The following is a 17,266-nucleotide window of genomic DNA, read 5'->3' on the forward strand; positions in this document are numbered from 1 at the left end:
GATCAGTTCGTCGCGGTCCATTCGGTGTGAGGGTCCAATGGATAAACCGGCCGCTTCACGTGCTCGAAGCTGAACAGACCATAGTCCGAACTCGTGACGCCGCGGCTATCGCATTCGACGAGTGCCTCCGCGATCGGCACGAAAACCGGCCGGCAATACATGCGTGATTTGAGCAGCAGAAAACGCGCGCGGCGCGGATCGATGCCGACGCTCTCGAACACGCCGAGATCCCACGGCTCATGCGTTCGTTCGGTCACGACGAGTTTCACCGTGCCGGTGTCGAGCACTGCCGCGCGCCCCATGTACGCGCGCTGGCCGGTGTAGGTCGGGCCGCTGATCACGTATTCGCCGTCGGTCAGCGCGCGCACGACGCCGGTCAGGGCAAGCGGCGAACGCGAGGGCAATGCATCGTTTGTGAGCTTGTTGCCGATCGCGAGCGTGACCGTGCTACCGACACCCGAGGCCGCCAGGGCCGCGACCGCCTGCGGATCGCACAACGGCCCGCTGACGATGCCTTCGAGGCCCTGCCTCAACGCCTCCTCGAGCAAATCCATCGTGTCGCACGTGCCGCCCGACATGCAGTTGTCGCCGTGATCGAGCATCAGCACCGGTTTATCGGCGGCGCGTGCCAGCGATGCCGCCCGCGCGACCGATTCGGCAAGTGGCGCGCTGAGATAGACGAAATCGTTGCGCTCGTCCCAGATCTGCCGCGCGATGCGCTCGGCGACCGCCTCCGCATCCGCGCGCTCGCCATTGCCCACGACGACGACGCTAATGCATGGCGCTTCGATATCGGCGAGCGAGAAGCCCGCCAGCACCGACACCGCGAGCATGCCGTCGGCCTCGGCGGCGCGCGCGGCATCGAGCGCGCGTTTCATCGCGCCGTCAACGCTCGCGCTGCGCAGCGTGTGCGTGAGCAGCGGCGGCTGACGCCACGCGATCACCGGCTTCGCGTGGCCCTCGATCATGTCGAACAGCAAGCGCGCCGCATGTGCGCCGGTCTCGTACATATCGACGTGCGGATAGGTCTTGAAGCTGACGATGACGTCGGCGTTGTCGATCATTTTTTGCGTGACGTTGCCATGCAGATCGAGCGCGACCGCGATCGGCGCGTGCGGCAGCGACGCACGCACGCGCCCGAGCAGATCGCCTTCACCGTCGGTCGAGTTCTCGGCGACCATCGCGCCGTGCAGATCGAGCATCACCGCGTCGCAGCCCGTCGCGGCTGCCACGATCGCGTCGCAGATCGCATCGTAGGCGGCGGCGTCGACCGGTCCGCTCGGATTCGCCATGGCGGAGATCGGCGTCACGATTTCGGCATGCACGCGCTCGGCGGCGTCGATGAACGCGGCCATCGCGGTTTGCATGCCCTTGTTTTCGTCGAATGCGGCGCGGCCGTAGCTCGGACCGTTGCGGCCGAATGCGGCCAGCGGGGTCTCTACTGGCGAGAACGTGTTGGTCTCGTGGTTCATTCGTGCGATCAGGATCTTCATGCGCGCATGCTCCCCGTTCTCGACGCCGCGCTCGGCATCACCTGCAGCAGCACATTGCAGCCGGCTTCCAGATGATCGGCGCGCGCGTCCTCGATTTCGTTGTGGCTAATGCCGTCCTTGCAGGGAACGAAGATCATCGCGCTGGGTGCGACGCGCGCGAGATAGGCGGCGTCCTGGCCCGCGCCGCTGATCGCGTTCATCGACGATACACCGAGCCGCTCCGCGCTCTGCCTGACCTCGGCGACCCATTGCGCGGCGAATGGCTGCGACGGGAAGTAGACGACCTGCTCGATGTCGATGGTGATGGGGGCGTCCAAGCTGCTGCTCGCGCTGTTGGCGGTGGCGTTGGTGGCGGCGTTGCCCCCATTGTTACCCGCCTGCGCGCACGCTGCACGCCATGCGAGGTCCATGACAGTGAGCGATGCGTCATCGGCTGCGCGCAGGTCGACGCTGAATTTCACGCGGCCCGCAATGACGTTGCGCGAGTCTGGATGCACGTCGAGCCAGCCGACCGCGCTACGGCCATGCGGCGCGTGATCGAGCGCGATACGGTTCAACGCATGGATCGGATCCGCGGCGACGAGCAGCGCGTCGCCGCGCAGCGCCATCGGCCCCGTGTGCGCTTCCATGCCGTGCACGGTCAGGTCGTACCAGCGTAGCCCGAGCGCGCCCTGCACGACGCCGATGACCTTGTCGTGCGCTTCGAGCATGGCCCCCTGTTCGATATGCACCTCGAAATATGCGCCGACAGCGTGCGACTTGCGATGCTCGCCGGCATAGCCGATCGCCGCTAGCGCGTGCTCGAGCGTGAATGCGCCGGCGAACACGCCGGAGCCCATCATCACCGGCAAGAATCGCGAGCCCTCCTCGTTGGTCCACATGGCAACCTCGAGCGGCGCGATGGTCTGCACGTTGGCCTCGGCCAGCAGGCGCGGCACCTCCAGCCCTGCCACTACACCATAATTGCCGTCGAATTTGCCGCCGGTCGGCTGCGTGTCGAGATGGCTGCCCGTCATTTTGTGCGGCAGATCGTCATGCAGCCCCGTCCTCCCCGCGAAAATATTGCCGATCGCGTCGACCGGCACCGTGCGGCCGATCTCCTTCGTCCACGCGATGAACTGATCGCGTGCCTCACGGACGAGTTCGGTCAGTGCTAGACGGCAGACACCGCGTTTGTCGGTCGCGCCGATCCGCGCGAGCTGCATGTGACTGTCCCACAGCCGCGCGCCGTCGATCCGCAAATCGGCGGGCGTCGAGACAACGTTGGATGAATGAGTCTGCATCGATGCATCCTCGGGTCGAAGACAGCTGGATGGCGCTTGCCGGCGGGACTTGCTCCGTTCCGGCTTGCTGGCCGGCGTTGCTCCAATCGTCATGATAGAGAGGTTTCGCCGAGGCAGATGGCCGGACGCGCGCGAGGTGGCAATGCGGCGACGCCTTTCCGTGGGCAAGCATAGGAAGCAAAGCCGCTAGATTCGTGGGGAGTGCACGGCGCTTCGCGGGCGATATAGGTTGCAATTCGCTCGACGACGGACGCCGCGACGTGCCGGCAATCTGCGCGCAAGTGGCCGCCAGCAAACGTTTTCGTCGAAGGAAGCGGCTAAAACGCAATGAAGGCTCAACCTTTTGCGAAGCGCGCCGTTATTGCAGGTGCTCAGGCAAACCCCTCGGATCTTCATGGCACAACCAATTCCTTTCCGCAACACTGGCGCCGCCCGCGCGCGGCATGCCAAAGCCATGCTGTTGCCCATCGCGCGCCAGATCGCCGACGATCTCGCGTTGCGAGTTCATCTGTCGCTCGACGCACTGCGCCGCGGCTTCGGTACGAAGAGCGATGCGCAGACGGTCACGCAGATCATGCTGTTGACCAGCTACCTCGCTGATGCCGGCTTTGGCTCGATGAGCCACGAAGAGCTCCATGCTGCGGACCGCGCCTCGGCGATGGTGTTCGACGCAGGTCGGGAACGCAACGAATGGAAGCTGGACGAAGCGGGATTCGCGCTCTTTGCATCGATCGCAACGAGCTACGATCGGCAGCTGCATCGCGCTCCGCTTTGGGCGATTACGGAGGCCAGCGAAAGACTCGACCGCTTTATCGCAGGGGGATCCGATCGAGCGCCGGCGCGTAAGCGGGCTTAGTGTGCTTGGAGGAGGTGCTGACCGGCTGAGCCAGAAGGACACGGATTTTAGACGACCGTGTCGGAAGTCGACGGGTTACGCGGATGCGTTGCGGATCGGAAAGTAGTGAGGCGCGCAAAGACGGCCGCGTAAACGCAAAAACCCCACCGCGGCGGGTGGGGTTTCTGACGTGGGGGGAGCCTGACGATTACCTACTTTCACACGGGCAATCCGCACTATCATCGGCGTGGAGTCGTTTCACGGTCCTGTTCGGGATGGGAAAGGGGTGGGACCGACTCGCTATGGTCATCAGGCATGACGGGTTGCTGCGTCGCAGGGGTTGGAGTCAACCGGTTGCGCCACAGCCAATCGGGAAGAAGCGTAAAGGATTCGTGTGGGGGGTTGTGTTGTTTCTGGCACAACACTGAATCCCAACCGTGCGTTTCTGTTAGCTCCCGCGGGAGTTCACACCAATCCCCTTCGGGGATCGGACCCGCGCAAGTGCTGAAGCACTAACGCGGGTCGAGACACACCTGTTATAGGATCAAGCCTTACGGGCAATTAGTATCAGTTAGCTCAGTACATTACTGTACGTGCACACCTGACCTATCAACGTCCTGGTCTTGAACGACCCTTCAAGGGGCTCGAAGCCCCGGGGATATCTCATCTTAAGGCGAGTTTCCCGCTTAGATGCTTTCAGCGGTTATCTCTTCCGAACATAGCTACCCGGCGATGCCACTGGCGTGACAACCGGTACACCAGAGGTTCGTCCACTCCGGTCCTCTCGTACTAGGAGCAGCCCCCTTCAAATATCCAGCGCCCACGGCAGATAGGGACCAAACTGTCTCACGACGTTTTAAACCCAGCTCACGTACCTCTTTAAATGGCGAACAGCCATACCCTTGGGACCGGCTACAGCCCCAGGATGAGATGAGCCGACATCGAGGTGCCAAACACCGCCGTCGATATGAACTCTTGGGCGGTATCAGCCTGTTATCCCCAGAGTACCTTTTATCCGTTGAGCGATGGCCCTTCCATACAGAACCACCGGATCACTATGACCTGCTTTCGCACCTGTTCGACTTGTCAGTCTCACAGTCAAGCACGCTTATGCCATTGCACTATCAGCACGATTTCCGACCGTACCTAGCGTACCTTCGTACTCCTCCGTTACACTTTGGGAGGAGACCGCCCCAGTCAAACTGCCTACCATGCACGGTCCCCGACCCGGATCACGGGCCAAGGTTAGAACCTCAAACAGATCAGGGTGGTATTTCAAGGACGGCTCCACGCAGACTGGCGTCCACGCTTCATAGCCTCCCACCTATCCTACACAGACCGGTTCAAAGTCCAATGCAAAGCTACAGTAAAGGTTCATGGGGTCTTTCCGTCTAGCCGCGGGGAGATTGCATCATCACAAACACTTCAACTTCGCTGAGTCTCGGGAGGAGACAGTGTGGCCATCGTTACGCCATTCGTGCAGGTCGGAACTTACCCGACAAGGAATTTCGCTACCTTAGGACCGTTATAGTTACGGCCGCCGTTTACCGGGACTTCAATCAGGAGCTTGCACCCCATCATTTAATCTTCCGGCACCGGGCAGGCGTCACACCCTATACGTCCACTTTCGTGTTTGCAGAGTGCTGTGTTTTTATTAAACAGTCGCAGCCACCAGTTTATTGCAACCCCTTCACCCTTCTGGCGCAGGCCAGTCAGGCTACCAGGGCGTACCTTATCCCGAAGTTACGGTACCAATTTGCCGAGTTCCTTCTCCCGAGTTCTCTCAAGCGCCTTAGAATACTCATCTCGCCCACCTGTGTCGGTTTGCGGTACGGTCACTGTGAAACTGAAGCTTAGAGGCTTTTCCTGGAACCCCTTCCAGTTGCTTCGCCACCGAAGTGGCTCGCCTCGCACCCTTGAATTACGCGCCCGGATTTGCCAAAGCGCCTTCTCCAATGCAAGGACCGGGACTTCCAACACCCGGACAACCTTCCGCGATCCGTCCCCCCATCGCATTTCACAATGGTGCAGAAATATTAATCTGCTTCCCATCAGCTACGCATTTCTGCCTCGCCTTAGGGGCCGACTCACCCTACGCCGATGAACGTTGCGTAGGAAACCTTGGGCTTACGGCGAGGGGGCCTTTCACCCCCTTTATCGCTACTCATGTCAGCATTCGCACTTCCGATACCTCCAGCACACTTTCCAGTGCACCTTCGCAGGCTTACGGAACGCTCTCCTACCATGCACATTACTGTGCATCCGCAGCTTCGGTATATGGCTTAGCCCCGTTACATCTTCCGCGCAGGACGACTCGATCAGTGAGCTATTACGCTTTCTTTAAAGGGTGGCTGCTTCTAAGCCAACCTCCTGACTGTTTTAGCCTTCCCACTTCGTTTCCCACTTAGCCATATTTGGGGACCTTAGCTGGCGGTCTGGGTTGTTTCCCTCTTGACACCGGACGTTAGCACCCGATGTCTGTCTCCCGTGATTGCACTCTTCGGTATTCGGAGTTTGCTATGGCGTAGTAATCCGCAATGGACCCCACAACCATGACAGTGCTCTACCCCCGAAGGTGATACACGAGGCACTACCTAAATAGTTTTCGGAGAGAACCAGCTATTTCCAGGTTTGTTTAGCCTTTCACCCCTATCCACAGCTCATCCCCTAACTTTTCAACGTTAGTGGGTTCGGTCCTCCAGCACGTGTTACCGTGCCTTCAACCTGGCCATGGATAGATCACCTGGTTTCGGGTCTACACCCAGCGACTGGACGCCCTGTTCGGACTCGCTTTCGCTACGCCTGCCCTAATCGGTTAAGCTCGCCACTGAATGTAAGTCGCTGACCCATTATACAAAAGGTACGCCGTCACCCCTTCGCAGAGGCTCCGACTGTTTGTATGCATGCGGTTTCAGGATCTGTTTCACTCCCCTCCCGGGGTTCTTTTCGCCTTTCCCTCACGGTACTGGTTCACTATCGGTCGATCACGAGTATTTAGCCTTGGAGGATGGTCCCCCCATCTTCAGACAGGATTTCACGTGTCCCGCCCTACTTCTCGTACACCCAGTTCTTTCCCGCTGTTTTCGTCTACAGGGCTATCACCTGCTATGGCCGCACTTTCCAGAGCGTTCGACTAACAATGAGAATAAAGAGTACAGGCTGATCCCATTTCGCTCGCCACTACTTTGGGAATCTCGGTTGATTTCTTTTCCTGCGGTTACTTAGATGTTTCAGTTCACCGCGTTCGCTTCACGCAGCCTATGGATTCAGCTGCGGATACTCCATTAGGAGTGGGTTTCCCCATTCGGACATCTCCGGATCAATGCTCGTTTGCCAGCTCCCCGGAGCTTTTCGCAGGCTACCGCGTCCTTCATCGCCTGTGATCGCCAAGGCATCCACCACATGCACTTGTTCGCTTGACCCTATAACGGGTGTGTCTCTGGGTCGACCCACGTGAGCGCTTGAGCGCTTACGTGGGTCCCATCCCCGGAGGGGACAGACGCACTCGCTACAGGTTGAGTATTCGTGTTGCGCCGTATTCCAAAGCGATCTCTCGATCACCTTTAAAATACATCGATACAATCACAACCCTGATTCACCTACTCACACACCCATCTCCAGGCATGCTTTCGTGAATCTCTTTACTACTTCTTCCTGATTGTTAAAGAACGACAGCCGGTATGAAGCCTCTGCCTCATACCGCCCTGACTGGCTCAATCGCCAATGCGCAACGCTCTGCCTGCAGGCAGAACACTGCGCATTGAGGATTGGTGGAGGATGACGGGATCGAACCGACGACCCCCTGCTTGCAAAGCAGGTGCTCTCCCAGCTGAGCTAATCCCCCTGTCCCACAGCCATTCCAGCGGCCCCAGCCCTTCAGCTCACCCGACACGACACTGGTGGGTCTGGATGGATTCGAACCATCGACCCCCGCCTTATCAAGACGGTGCTCTAACCGGCTGAGCTACAGACCCCTGCTGTCTGTCTGCGTTGCTGCCATTAACCACAGCCGATAAGCGTGAGCACTTGAATGCAGTGAATGCATAGCTCTGGAAAGGAGGTGATCCAGCCGCACCTTCCGATACGGCTACCTTGTTACGACTTCACCCCAGTCATGAATCCTACCGTGGTGACCGTCCTCCTTGCGGTTAGACTAGCCACTTCTGGTAAAACCCACTCCCATGGTGTGACGGGCGGTGTGTACAAGACCCGGGAACGTATTCACCGCGGCATGCTGATCCGCGATTACTAGCGATTCCAGCTTCACGCACCCGAGTTGCAGAGTGCGATCCGGACTACGATCGGTTTTCTGGGATTGGCTCCACCTCGCGGCTTGGCAACCCTCTGTTCCGACCATTGTATGACGTGTGAAGCCCTACCCATAAGGGCCATGAGGACTTGACGTCATCCCCACCTTCCTCCGGTTTGTCACCGGCAGTCTCCCTGGAGTGCTCTTGCGTAGCAACTAGGGACAAGGGTTGCGCTCGTTGCGGGACTTAACCCAACATCTCACGACACGAGCTGACGACAGCCATGCAGCACCTGTGTTATGGCTCCCTTTCGGGCACTCCCGCCTCTCGGCAGGATTCCATACATGTCAAGGGTAGGTAAGGTTTTTCGCGTTGCATCGAATTAATCCACATCATCCACCGCTTGTGCGGGTCCCCGTCAATTCCTTTGAGTTTTAATCTTGCGACCGTACTCCCCAGGCGGTCAACTTCACGCGTTAGCTACGTTACCAAGCCAATGAAGGCCCGACAACCAGTTGACATCGTTTAGGGCGTGGACTACCAGGGTATCTAATCCTGTTTGCTCCCCACGCTTTCGTGCATGAGCGTCAGTATTGGCCCAGGGGGCTGCCTTCGCCATCGGTGTTCCTCCACATCTCTACGCATTTCACTGCTACACGTGGAATTCCACCCCCCTCTGCCATACTCCAGCGCTGCAGTCACCAATGCAGTTCCCAGGTTAAGCCCGGGGATTTCACATCGGTCTTACAGCACCGCCTGCGCACGCTTTACGCCCAGTAATTCCGATTAACGCTCGCACCCTACGTATTACCGCGGCTGCTGGCACGTAGTTAGCCGGTGCTTATTCTTCCGGTACCGTCATCCCTCACGGATATTAGCCACGAGGTTTTCTTTCCGGACAAAAGTGCTTTACAACCCGAAGGCCTTCTTCACACACGCGGCATTGCTGGATCAGGCTTGCGCCCATTGTCCAAAATTCCCCACTGCTGCCTCCCGTAGGAGTCTGGGCCGTGTCTCAGTCCCAGTGTGGCTGGTCGTCCTCTCAGACCAGCTACAGATCGTCGGCTTGGTAGGCCTTTACCCCACCAACTACCTAATCTGCCATCGGCCGCCCCTTGAGCGCGAGGTCCCGAAAGATCCCCCGCTTTCCTCTCCCGAGCGTATGCGGTATTAATCCGGCTTTCGCCGGGCTATCCCCCACTCCAGGACACGTTCCGATGTATTACTCACCCGTTCGCCACTCGCCACCAGACCGGAGTCCGTGCTGCCGTTCGACTTGCATGTGTAAGGCATGCCGCCAGCGTTCAATCTGAGCCAGGATCAAACTCTTCAGTTCAAACCTGTTACTGTTTTCGGGCTCTCTCGAACCCGGTCGCTCACTCAACGTACTGACGATGATCAGTCCGTCTTCCGACAGACAAACCTTCCTCTAATACTGTGTGAGGCTGCTGATACTTCTGCCTGGCAGCAGACTCCGGAGAATCCGCCGCCGCATTCCGCATCAAGCGCCCACACTTATCGGCTGTTAGTTTTTAAAGATCGGTCCGCCAAAACCCGCCGCGCCTGAACCACCCTACCCGGCACTGCTTCGTTTGCGTCGCTGCGTCTGCAGCAGAGAAACGGGATTATGGAGAGCGCTCGACAACGCGTCAAGCCCCTTCTGCGAATTTCTTTTGGGGACAGCATGCGAGGATACGACTCCATATCACGAATACGACATGGAGCCCCCTTGCGCAAGGAGCAACTCGCCCCCATCTGGGTTAGGTCGCGCGCATGGCCTCGGACTATGCACCTGCGTAGCCTCACGCATGCCTGCGACAACAGCGGCGATGATTTGATGTGCACGCATGAGCGCGAACCCCCAAGCTCGTATATAATGCGAGCCGCGCAAAATTTCGCATGTCCATCGGCCCGCTTCGAGCGGGCTCATCTTTTTTGCTCCCCAGAGCACAGCCCAACAACCGCGTTGAGTCACATCAGGTGATGCTGAGCCCTGCTCGAAACGCCTGACGGTAGCGTCTTGCGTCTCATAGCGAAGCCTCTAGAGGAAATTACGTGAACCCTTTTGATCGCGAAGATTCGCAACACGACACCACCGCCTTCACTGCCAAAGTTCCGTCCGGCCGTTCGGCCAAAGGCAAGGGCGCCGGCAAAGCGATCCCCGTGGCAGCCGAGCTGCTTCCGCAACAAGCCGAAGAACGCCAGCGCCTGATGCGCGCACTGATCCAGCTGGGTAAAGAGCAAGGCTACCTGACCCACGCGCAGATCAACGACCACCTGCCCGACAACTTCACCGCAACCGCCGCGATCGACAGCATCGTCAGCGCGTTCAGCGACATGGGCGTGCAGGTCTACGAGCAGGCCCCGGACGCGGAAACGCTGCTGCTCAACTCGAATTCCCCCGCCGTGGTGTCGGACGACCAGGCGGACGAGGAAACCGAAGTCGCGCTGTCGACCGTCGACTCCGAGTTCGGCCGCACCACCGACCCCGTGCGTATGTACATGCGCGAAATGGGCGCGACCGAGCTGCTCACCCGCGCAGGCGAAATCGCGATTGCGAAGCGCATCGAAGACGGCCTGCACGAAATGGTGCAGGCGATCGCCGCGTGCCCGCTCGCGATCTCCGCGATCCTCGCGAGCGCGCAGCAGGTTGCCGACGGCGAGCTGCGCATCGACGAACTCGTCGACGGCCTGAATGAAGAGACGGCCGCCGCGGAAGAAGCCGCGAGCGCTGATACGGATGCTCATGAAGACAGCGACGCGGACGAAGACAGCGAAGACGAAGAAGACGACGACGTCGGTCCGGCCGATTCGTCGGCGGCGGACGAAGCTCGCCTGAAGCAGCTCACGAGCGACTGCCTCGAAATCTTCGCCCAGGTCGGCATTCTGTACGATCAGATGAACGCGTCGCACACGCGCGGCGACGTCACGTCGAAGGCCTATCTGCGCGCACGCGAAGACATTCAGCAGCACCTCGCGAAGATCCGCTTCACCGCACGCACGATCGACCGTCTGTGCGGCGACGTGCAGCACCAGGTCGCGCAAGTGCGCGCGATCGAGCGCAACATTTTGCAGATCGTCGTCTCGAAAGCCGGCATGCCGCGCGAGAAGTTCATCGAAACGTTCGCGGGTAGCGAGGCCGACCTCGGCTGGACCGAGCGTGCCGCGCGCACCGGCGGGTCGACCTATGGTGCGGCGCTCGAGCGTCATCTGCCGGCCATCCAGTCCGAACAGCAGAAGCTGATCGACATCGAAGCGACGGTGTCGCTGCCGCTCAAGCATCTGAAAGAAATCAACCGCCAGATGGTTGCGGCCGAATCGAAGATGCGCAAGGCCAAGAGCGAGATGATCGAGGCGAACCTGCGTCTCGTGATCTCGATCGCGAAGAAGTACGTGAACCGCGGCATGCTGTTCCTCGACCTGATCCAGGAAGGCAACATCGGTCTGATGAAGGCCGTGGACAAGTTCGAATACCGTCGTGGCTGGAAGTTTTCGACGTACGCGACGTGGTGGGTCCGTCAGGCCGTCACTCGTTCGCTCGCCGATCAGGCGCGTACGATCCGCGTGCCGGTGCACATGATCGAAACGATCAACAAGCTGAACCGCATTTCGCGCGAGATCCTGCAGCAGACCGGCCAGGAAGCGCATCCTGCGGTGCTCGCGGAACGCATGGAACTGTCGGAAGAGAAGGTGCGCGGCATTCTGAAGATTGCGAAGCAACCCGTATCGCTCGAAACGCCGGTCGGCGACGACGGTGATGCGACGCTGGGCGACATGATCGAAGACGCTGGCGTATCGTCGCCTGCGGATGCCGCGATGCAGGCCGACCTGCGTGCCGCAATCGACGACGCGCTCGACTCGCTGTCCCCGCGTGAAGCGAAGGTGCTGCGCATGCGCTACGGCATCAATACGAAGTCGGATCACACGCTTGAAGAAGTGGGCAAGCAGTTCGACGTGACCCGCGAGCGGATCCGTCAGATCGAGAGCAAGGCGATGCGTAAGCTCATGCATCCGAGCCGCGCGGACCGTCTGAAGTCGTTCCTCGACCGATAAGCGTTTGCCACGCTTGTCGTGCGCGCTGCACGGCAAGCCGCCACATCGTCATACACAAGCAGCGGGATGAACCGGTCTACGGTGAGTCCCGCTGTTTGCTTCTGTGCTGTACCTTTGCACAATTCTTCAGGCGCGAGTTCTCCGCTTCGCTGCCCCCTGTTGTCCACAGATTTTGGGAACAAGCTTGTGGACAACCTGCGCATGACTGCGCTAACTCATTGAGCGTACTGCGTTTCGCGCTCGCGCCTTCGATGAGTCGCGTGCCCCATTACTTGCCGCACATCGTGCGCCACCCGCCCATTGCCGCCCTCTCAACGCGAGTCCAATCTCAGAAGGCGCCGCCATGATCGAGCAGATTCAGCATGCCCTCGCCGGTCAGCGGCGCCGCCACGGTGCTTTGCCCCAGCATATGCGGATCGATGTAGCCGGAAACCTGCAGCGTGTCGACGGCAAAGCGCATCAGCCGATGCAGCACGATTGGCGCGCCAAAGCCGAGCGTGAACACGATGATCGCAAGGTTGCCGCACTGCAAACTGAGCAGACGCGCCACGCTGACGTTACTGCCGAAATGCAATTGCGAGCCGAGCGACGTATTGCCCATCACGTGGCGCGTCAGCGCGGCGACATAGAAGCCGCGGATCAGCATCGTGCCTATGGAGAACAGCGCATAAAACAAAAACAGGGATCCGAGCGCGGCCCGCGATGGCGCCGTACTCGCCCCCGGCACGTGGCCGACATGCATCGATGCGAGAGCGCCCTTCAGAAACACCATGAACAGCACCGCGAACAACACGACCACGCCGACGAACGTAACGAGGAACAGACCGTAGACAACCCACGCGCGCCCCTTGAAGCGAAACGCCAGGCTACCGAAGCTGCTCGCGTTGATGCGGCACTCCGTCAGACGCATCGATGTCCACGGCGTCATCTGGCCAAGCGTGACAACGCACAACAGCGCGTACAGCAACGCACGCACGCCGAAGCCGAGCGCCGAGCCGGTCATGCCGCCGCGAATACCGCACCACTGCGTCCGGCTCAGCCGATAGCGCTGCGCGCCGAAAAACGCGCCCGCCGCGAGCACGACGATCAGCAGATACAACGCGATGACAGGCAGCGAACCGAGTGCCGCGCTTTTCGTCAGCATGCGCAAGACCACGCTCAGCGCGCCTGCCGCGAAAACCGCGCTGAACACGACCACGATCGCGAACAGAAAGCCCTTGAATAGCTCGCCCCCCGTGCCCGTGTACTCGAAGCGCTCGTCCTGAAACCGCATGCGCGACCAGACATAGCGGCGGTTGTTCGTGGTCGCCCAGAAGCGGTAAATACCGAGCGTCACGATTTGCAGCAGAAGGTTTCTGAAAAAGATGCCGTAGAGGTCGCCGAGCGTGCCGTCGTAGATCAGCAGCGGCCGCTTCTCGTCGAGTGAATTCATTGCGTTGCCCTCTTTTCCTCATTTAACGTTTTTGTGGCCCACTCACGCATTCTCGTGCGGCACTCGTATGCGGCATGCGTGGGCGAACGCGACGGGCGACGGTGCTTTCCCGTGCGAAGGCCGACTCGTGTGGCGCGAACCCGGGTAAAACCTGTCTTTCAGACATTGCGGGAATCACGCAAAACGGAGGCCGGCCGGCAAACACGATAATTACACGGTTTCTTATCTTTATAAATGGCATTTCCGCATATAAATCGACGATTTGCATTACAAGATTTGGCAAACGCCGGAATTTATTCAAATTGCATAATCTTGAAATTAAGGCGTGCAATAACGATTTCATTGGGGGCAATCATTTGAGGGGTCCACTCGCGCGTACGCGCTGTTCGACGTGGCAATCCCGGGCGGCCTCATCTGCGGCTTGCCACGGTCGGTCTCATAGAACGGCACGCGCGGACGAAAACGATTGCGTATTCGAACTCAACGCGATTCGCGATTAATAAGGAATGCGGTGAATTCTGTTAAATCGCCACAGTTTTTGGCGTTTGGATAGAAAAACCCGGCTGCACATTAGATGCTCGCCGGGTAATCTGCCGCATTCCACTGATTGTGTAGATGCAATAAGGATTTTATTGCTCGTCGAAGTACTGTTCGAGCGCGCGGTTCATTCGGTGCACGCCGGTTTCAATCTCCGCCACACCCGGCGCGGCAAACGACAGACGCAGCGCAGCCCTATCGGCCGCGCCCTGGTAAGACGCGACACCCGGCACGAACATCACGTTCTGTTCGATGCACACACGCAGATAGTCGGACGCATCGCGTGCCGCGTCCAGACGCGCCCACACGAACATGCCGCCGGCCGGACGATGAAATGCGATGTGCCGCGAGAAATGCGTGTCGAGCGCATCGCATAGCGCGCGGCATTTGACGGAATAGGCATCGACAATGCGCGGCAGATGCCGCTCCAGCGCGCCGCTCGCGAGGTACTCGGCGGCAATCGCCTGGGTCCAAGGCGCGCTGCATAGATCGACGGTCTGCTTCGCGACCCGCGCATCGGGCCATATAACGCGCTACACCACGTTCTTTTCGATGATCGGCCGGTTTTCGAGCACGCGCGCAAAGCTTAGTGAACTCAGATCGAGCGTCGCATAGCGGCCATGCAGAATCAATTCGCTGATGCCGCGTCCGGTTGCCGGCCCTTGTTGCAAACCGTGGCCGCTGAACCCATTCGCGAAAATGCAGTTATCGATATCCGGGTGATGGCCAATGATCGCGTTCTGATCGAGCACGTTGTATTCGTAATAGCCAGACCAGCAGTTCTGCACGCGCAGCGCCTCGAATTGCGGCACGCGATTGGCGAGCGTCGGCCAGATCACGTCGTCGAATAGCACGTGATCGACTTCATCGAGCGGTAGATCGTCGGGATCGTTATCGGCCGACGGCGACGTGCCGCAGATATACGAATTGCCTTCAGGCCGGAAGTACACGCCGCTCGGATCGATCAGCAGCGGACAGCGTTCAAGCTTTGCCGGCGACGTGACGTTGAAGATACTGCGCCGCCGCGCATAGACGGGCAGATCGATGCCGACCATCTGTGCGACCTTGCGCGACCATGCGCCGGCCGCGTTGACGACGACGTCGCAAGCATAGGTCTCACCGTCCGCGGTTTGTACCTGCGTGACGCGATTGCCCTCGCGATGCAGCTCGGTAACGTCTGCCGCGACATAGCGCGCGCCGAGCGCCTGCGCTTTTTTGCGCAGCGCCTGTACTAAACCGTAGCCGTCGAACCAGCCCTCGCCGCTTTCGCCATAAGCGCCGGCAACGAGGTCGTCGGTATTGAGCCAAGGGAAGCGCGTTTGCAAGCCATGCGTGTCGAGCAGGCTGATATCTGCGCCGAGGCTTTTTTGCAGCGCGTGATTCTCGCGCAGCGTCGCTTCACCGGCAGGTGTCGCGAGAAACAGGTAGCCGCCTTCGTGCAGATCGATCGAGGGCCGGGTGCCGTCGACTTCGAGCCGCTCGCCGATCGAGCGAAGAAACTCGATGCCGAACAGCGACATCTGAATGGAAAGCGGCGTAGAAAACTGCTGGCGGATCGACGCCGCCGACAAGGCCGACGACGAACGCGCATAGGTCGGATCGCGCTCGATTACCGTGACGCCGACTGTCGGATCGGACAGCCGCAAGAAATACGCAATCGAACTGCCGATCACCCCACCGCCGACGATCACGACTTTCGAACTCACGTCTTACTCCACGAGTAACGTGGCCGCTCCGGAACGCCGGGCGGCGCAAACGGATTGCTATCTGGAACGCGCGGCTGGGGCGCGCCGGACGGCGACGGCGGCGCACCGGCATCAACGCGATGCGCCGCCATCGTTCACGACGTCACACTTGCGCGCTCAGTCGAGATTGAAGTCGATACCCTGCGCAAGCGGCAACGCCGACGAGTAGTTCACGGTATTGGTCGCGCGACGCATATAAGCCTTCCACGCATCCGAACCCGACTCGCGCCCGCCGCCCGTTTCCTTCTCGCCGCCAAACGCACCGCCGATCTCCGCGCCGCTCGGTCCGATGTTGACGTTTGCGATGCCGCAGTCGCTGCCCGACGCGGACACGAAGCGTTCCGCTTCGCGCAGGTCGCTTGTGAACACGCACGACGACAAGCCGTGATGCGCTGCATTGTTCGCCTCGACCGCATCGGCGAAATCGGCATAGCGCAGCACGTACAGAATTGGCGCGAACGTTTCCTTCAGCACGACCAACGTTTGCGACGGCATCTCGACGATGGCCGGACGCACGTAGTAGCCGCCCTCATAACCCTTCACTTCGACTCGCTCGCCGCCGAACACCTTGCCGCCCCCGGCCTTCGCCTGCTGCAGCGCTTCCTGCATGCGGTCGAACGATTGACGGTCGATCAGCGGCCCCATCAGCGTGCCCTTTTCGAGCGGATTGCCGATCGGCACGCGGCTATACAACTGCTTCAGACGCTCGACGGTCTTCTCGTACACGCTGTCGTGCACGAACAGACGCCGCAACGACGTGCAGCGCTGACCGGCCGTGCCGACCGCCGAGAACAGGATGCCGCGCATCGCGAGTTCATGGTCGGCCGTCTGCGTGACGATGCCGGCGTTGTTGCCACCGAGTTCGAGCAGCGAGCGGCCGAAGCGCTTCGCCACTTCGACGCCAACCTTGCGACCCATTTCCGTGCTGCCCGTCGCGCTGACGATCGACGCGCGCGGATCGGCCACGAGCTTTTCACCCACGTCGCGCCCGCCGTTGATCAACGCGGCCAGGCCGGCTGGCGCGTCGCCGAATTCCTTCAGCGCGTCTTCGAGAATCCTGTTTACGGCCAGCGCCGAGAGCGGCGTCTTTTCGGACGGCTTCCAGATCACCGCGTTGCCGCACACCAGCGCGAGCGCCGCATTCCATGACCAGACCGCCACCGGGAAATTGAACGCCGAGATCACGACGCAGGTGCCGAGCGGATGCCACGACTCCGCCATCCGATGACCCGGGCGCTCGGACGCGATCGTCAAACCGTACAGCTGACGCGACAGACCGACCGCGAAATCGCAGATGTCGATCATCTCCTGCACTTCGCCCATGCCTTCCTGCAGGATCTTGCCCGTCTCCAGCGAGACGAGGCTGCCGAGCGCCTGCTTCTGTTCGCGCAGCCGATTGCCGAGCAGCCGCACCAGCTCGCCGCGGCGCGGTGCCGGCACGTTACGCCACACGGCAAACGCGTCTTTGGCCCGGGCGAGCGCCGCGTCGACCTCGACCGCCGTCTGGCTGGCCACACGGCCGATGAGCTCGCCGGTGATCGGTGAATGAACGGCGATATCGCCGGCTTGCGCGGCTTGGGCAATGCCGAGACGGGCGAGGATAGTGGACGCGTCCATGTGAACCCCTTTAATTTCCGA

7 protein-coding genes, 2 tRNA genes, 3 rRNA genes and 1 pseudogene are annotated in these 17,266 nt (G+C 60.2%); 2 read left to right on the forward strand and 11 right to left on the reverse strand.

Features of this window, described 5'->3' with window-relative positions:
* Positions 1 to 2 precede the first annotated feature (2 nt).
* A complete protein-coding gene (locus OKW44_RS11590; protein ID WP_018424237.1) occupies positions 3 to 1,493 on the reverse strand; it encodes a M81 family metallopeptidase in 1,491 nt (496 codons plus the stop codon).
* On the reverse strand, positions 1,490 to 2,776 hold the full coding sequence (locus OKW44_RS11595) for an allantoate amidohydrolase (RefSeq protein WP_018424236.1): 1,287 nt from the start codon (positions 2,774 to 2,776) through the stop codon (positions 1,490 to 1,492). The genes OKW44_RS11590 and OKW44_RS11595 overlap by 4 nt, the downstream gene beginning before the upstream one ends.
* A gap of 394 nt (positions 2,777 to 3,170) precedes the next feature.
* Between OKW44_RS11595 and OKW44_RS11600 the strand changes: the two genes are divergently transcribed.
* Positions 3,171 to 3,632, forward strand: coding sequence for a hypothetical protein (locus tag OKW44_RS11600; protein WP_018424235.1), 462 nt, complete (start codon positions 3,171 to 3,173; stop codon positions 3,630 to 3,632).
* 178 nt (positions 3,633 to 3,810) lie between these two features.
* Here the strand turns inward: OKW44_RS11600 and rrf are convergent.
* The 5 genes from rrf to OKW44_RS11625 form a co-directional block, all read right to left on the reverse strand.
* Positions 3,811 to 3,925 (reverse strand): 5S ribosomal RNA (rrf, locus tag OKW44_RS11605).
* 226 nt (positions 3,926 to 4,151) lie between these two features.
* Positions 4,152 to 7,033: ribosomal RNA gene (locus OKW44_RS11610) — 23S ribosomal RNA — on the reverse strand.
* Positions 7,034 to 7,379: 346 nt separating this feature from the next.
* Positions 7,380 to 7,455: transfer RNA gene (locus OKW44_RS11615), tRNA-Ala, on the reverse strand.
* A gap of 53 nt (positions 7,456 to 7,508) precedes the next feature.
* Positions 7,509 to 7,585: transfer RNA gene (locus OKW44_RS11620), tRNA-Ile, on the reverse strand.
* A 79-nt stretch (positions 7,586 to 7,664) separates the two neighbouring features.
* Positions 7,665 to 9,197: ribosomal RNA gene (locus OKW44_RS11625) — 16S ribosomal RNA — on the reverse strand.
* The 16S, 23S and 5S rRNA genes sit together here with 2 tRNA genes alongside, the layout of an rRNA operon.
* Positions 9,198 to 9,916: 719 nt before the next feature.
* On the opposite strand from OKW44_RS11625, the gene rpoD reads away from it, so the two are divergent.
* Positions 9,917 to 11,914: an RNA polymerase sigma factor RpoD gene (gene rpoD, locus OKW44_RS11630; protein WP_018420749.1), complete on the forward strand. Its 1,998-nt coding sequence runs from the start codon at positions 9,917 to 9,919 to the stop codon at positions 11,912 to 11,914.
* A 328-nt stretch (positions 11,915 to 12,242) separates the two neighbouring features.
* Here rpoD and OKW44_RS11635 read toward each other — a convergent pair whose 3' ends face one another.
* The 4 genes and pseudogenes from OKW44_RS11635 to amaB all read right to left on the reverse strand — a co-directional run bounded on the left by OKW44_RS11635 (position 12,243) and on the right by amaB (position 17,245).
* Complete coding sequence (locus tag OKW44_RS11635) at positions 12,243 to 13,346, reverse strand: YjgN family protein (protein WP_018420748.1); 1,104 nt, start codon at positions 13,344 to 13,346, stop codon at positions 12,243 to 12,245.
* A gap of 629 nt (positions 13,347 to 13,975) precedes the next feature.
* Positions 13,976 to 14,392: pseudogene (locus tag OKW44_RS11640) on the reverse strand (aminotransferase class I/II-fold pyridoxal phosphate-dependent enzyme); the annotation flags it as partial.
* Positions 14,393 to 14,416: 24 nt separating this feature from the next.
* Positions 14,417 to 15,589, reverse strand: a complete 1,173-nt coding sequence (locus OKW44_RS11645; protein ID WP_018420746.1) for an NAD(P)/FAD-dependent oxidoreductase — start codon at positions 15,587 to 15,589, stop codon at positions 14,417 to 14,419.
* 156 nt (positions 15,590 to 15,745) lie between these two features.
* Complete coding sequence (gene amaB / locus OKW44_RS11650; RefSeq protein WP_018420745.1) at positions 15,746 to 17,245, reverse strand: L-piperidine-6-carboxylate dehydrogenase; 1,500 nt, start codon at positions 17,243 to 17,245, stop codon at positions 15,746 to 15,748.
* Positions 17,246 to 17,266: the final 21 nt, after the last annotated feature.

The sequence above is a fragment of the Paraburkholderia lebeckiae genome, from assembly GCF_050436325.1.
Lineage (GTDB): Bacteria > Pseudomonadota > Gammaproteobacteria > Burkholderiales > Burkholderiaceae > Paraburkholderia > Paraburkholderia tuberum.

Excerpts from the sequence above, each read along its gene's own strand:
- OKW44_RS11590 (WP_018424237.1), bottom strand. The coding sequence starts at position 1,493 with ATGAAGATCCTGATCGCACGAATGAACCACGAGACCAACACGTTCTCG.
- OKW44_RS11595 (WP_018424236.1), bottom strand. The coding sequence starts at position 2,776 with ATGCAGACTCATTCATCCAACGTTGTCTCGACGCCCGCCGATTTGCGG.
- OKW44_RS11600 (WP_018424235.1), top strand. The coding sequence starts at position 3,171 with ATGGCACAACCAATTCCTTTCCGCAACACTGGCGCCGCCCGCGCGCGG.
- OKW44_RS11635 (WP_018420748.1), bottom strand. The coding sequence starts at position 13,346 with ATGAATTCACTCGACGAGAAGCGGCCGCTGCTGATCTACGACGGCACG.
- amaB (WP_018420745.1), bottom strand. The coding sequence starts at position 17,245 with ATGGACGCGTCCACTATCCTCGCCCGTCTCGGCATTGCCCAAGCCGCG.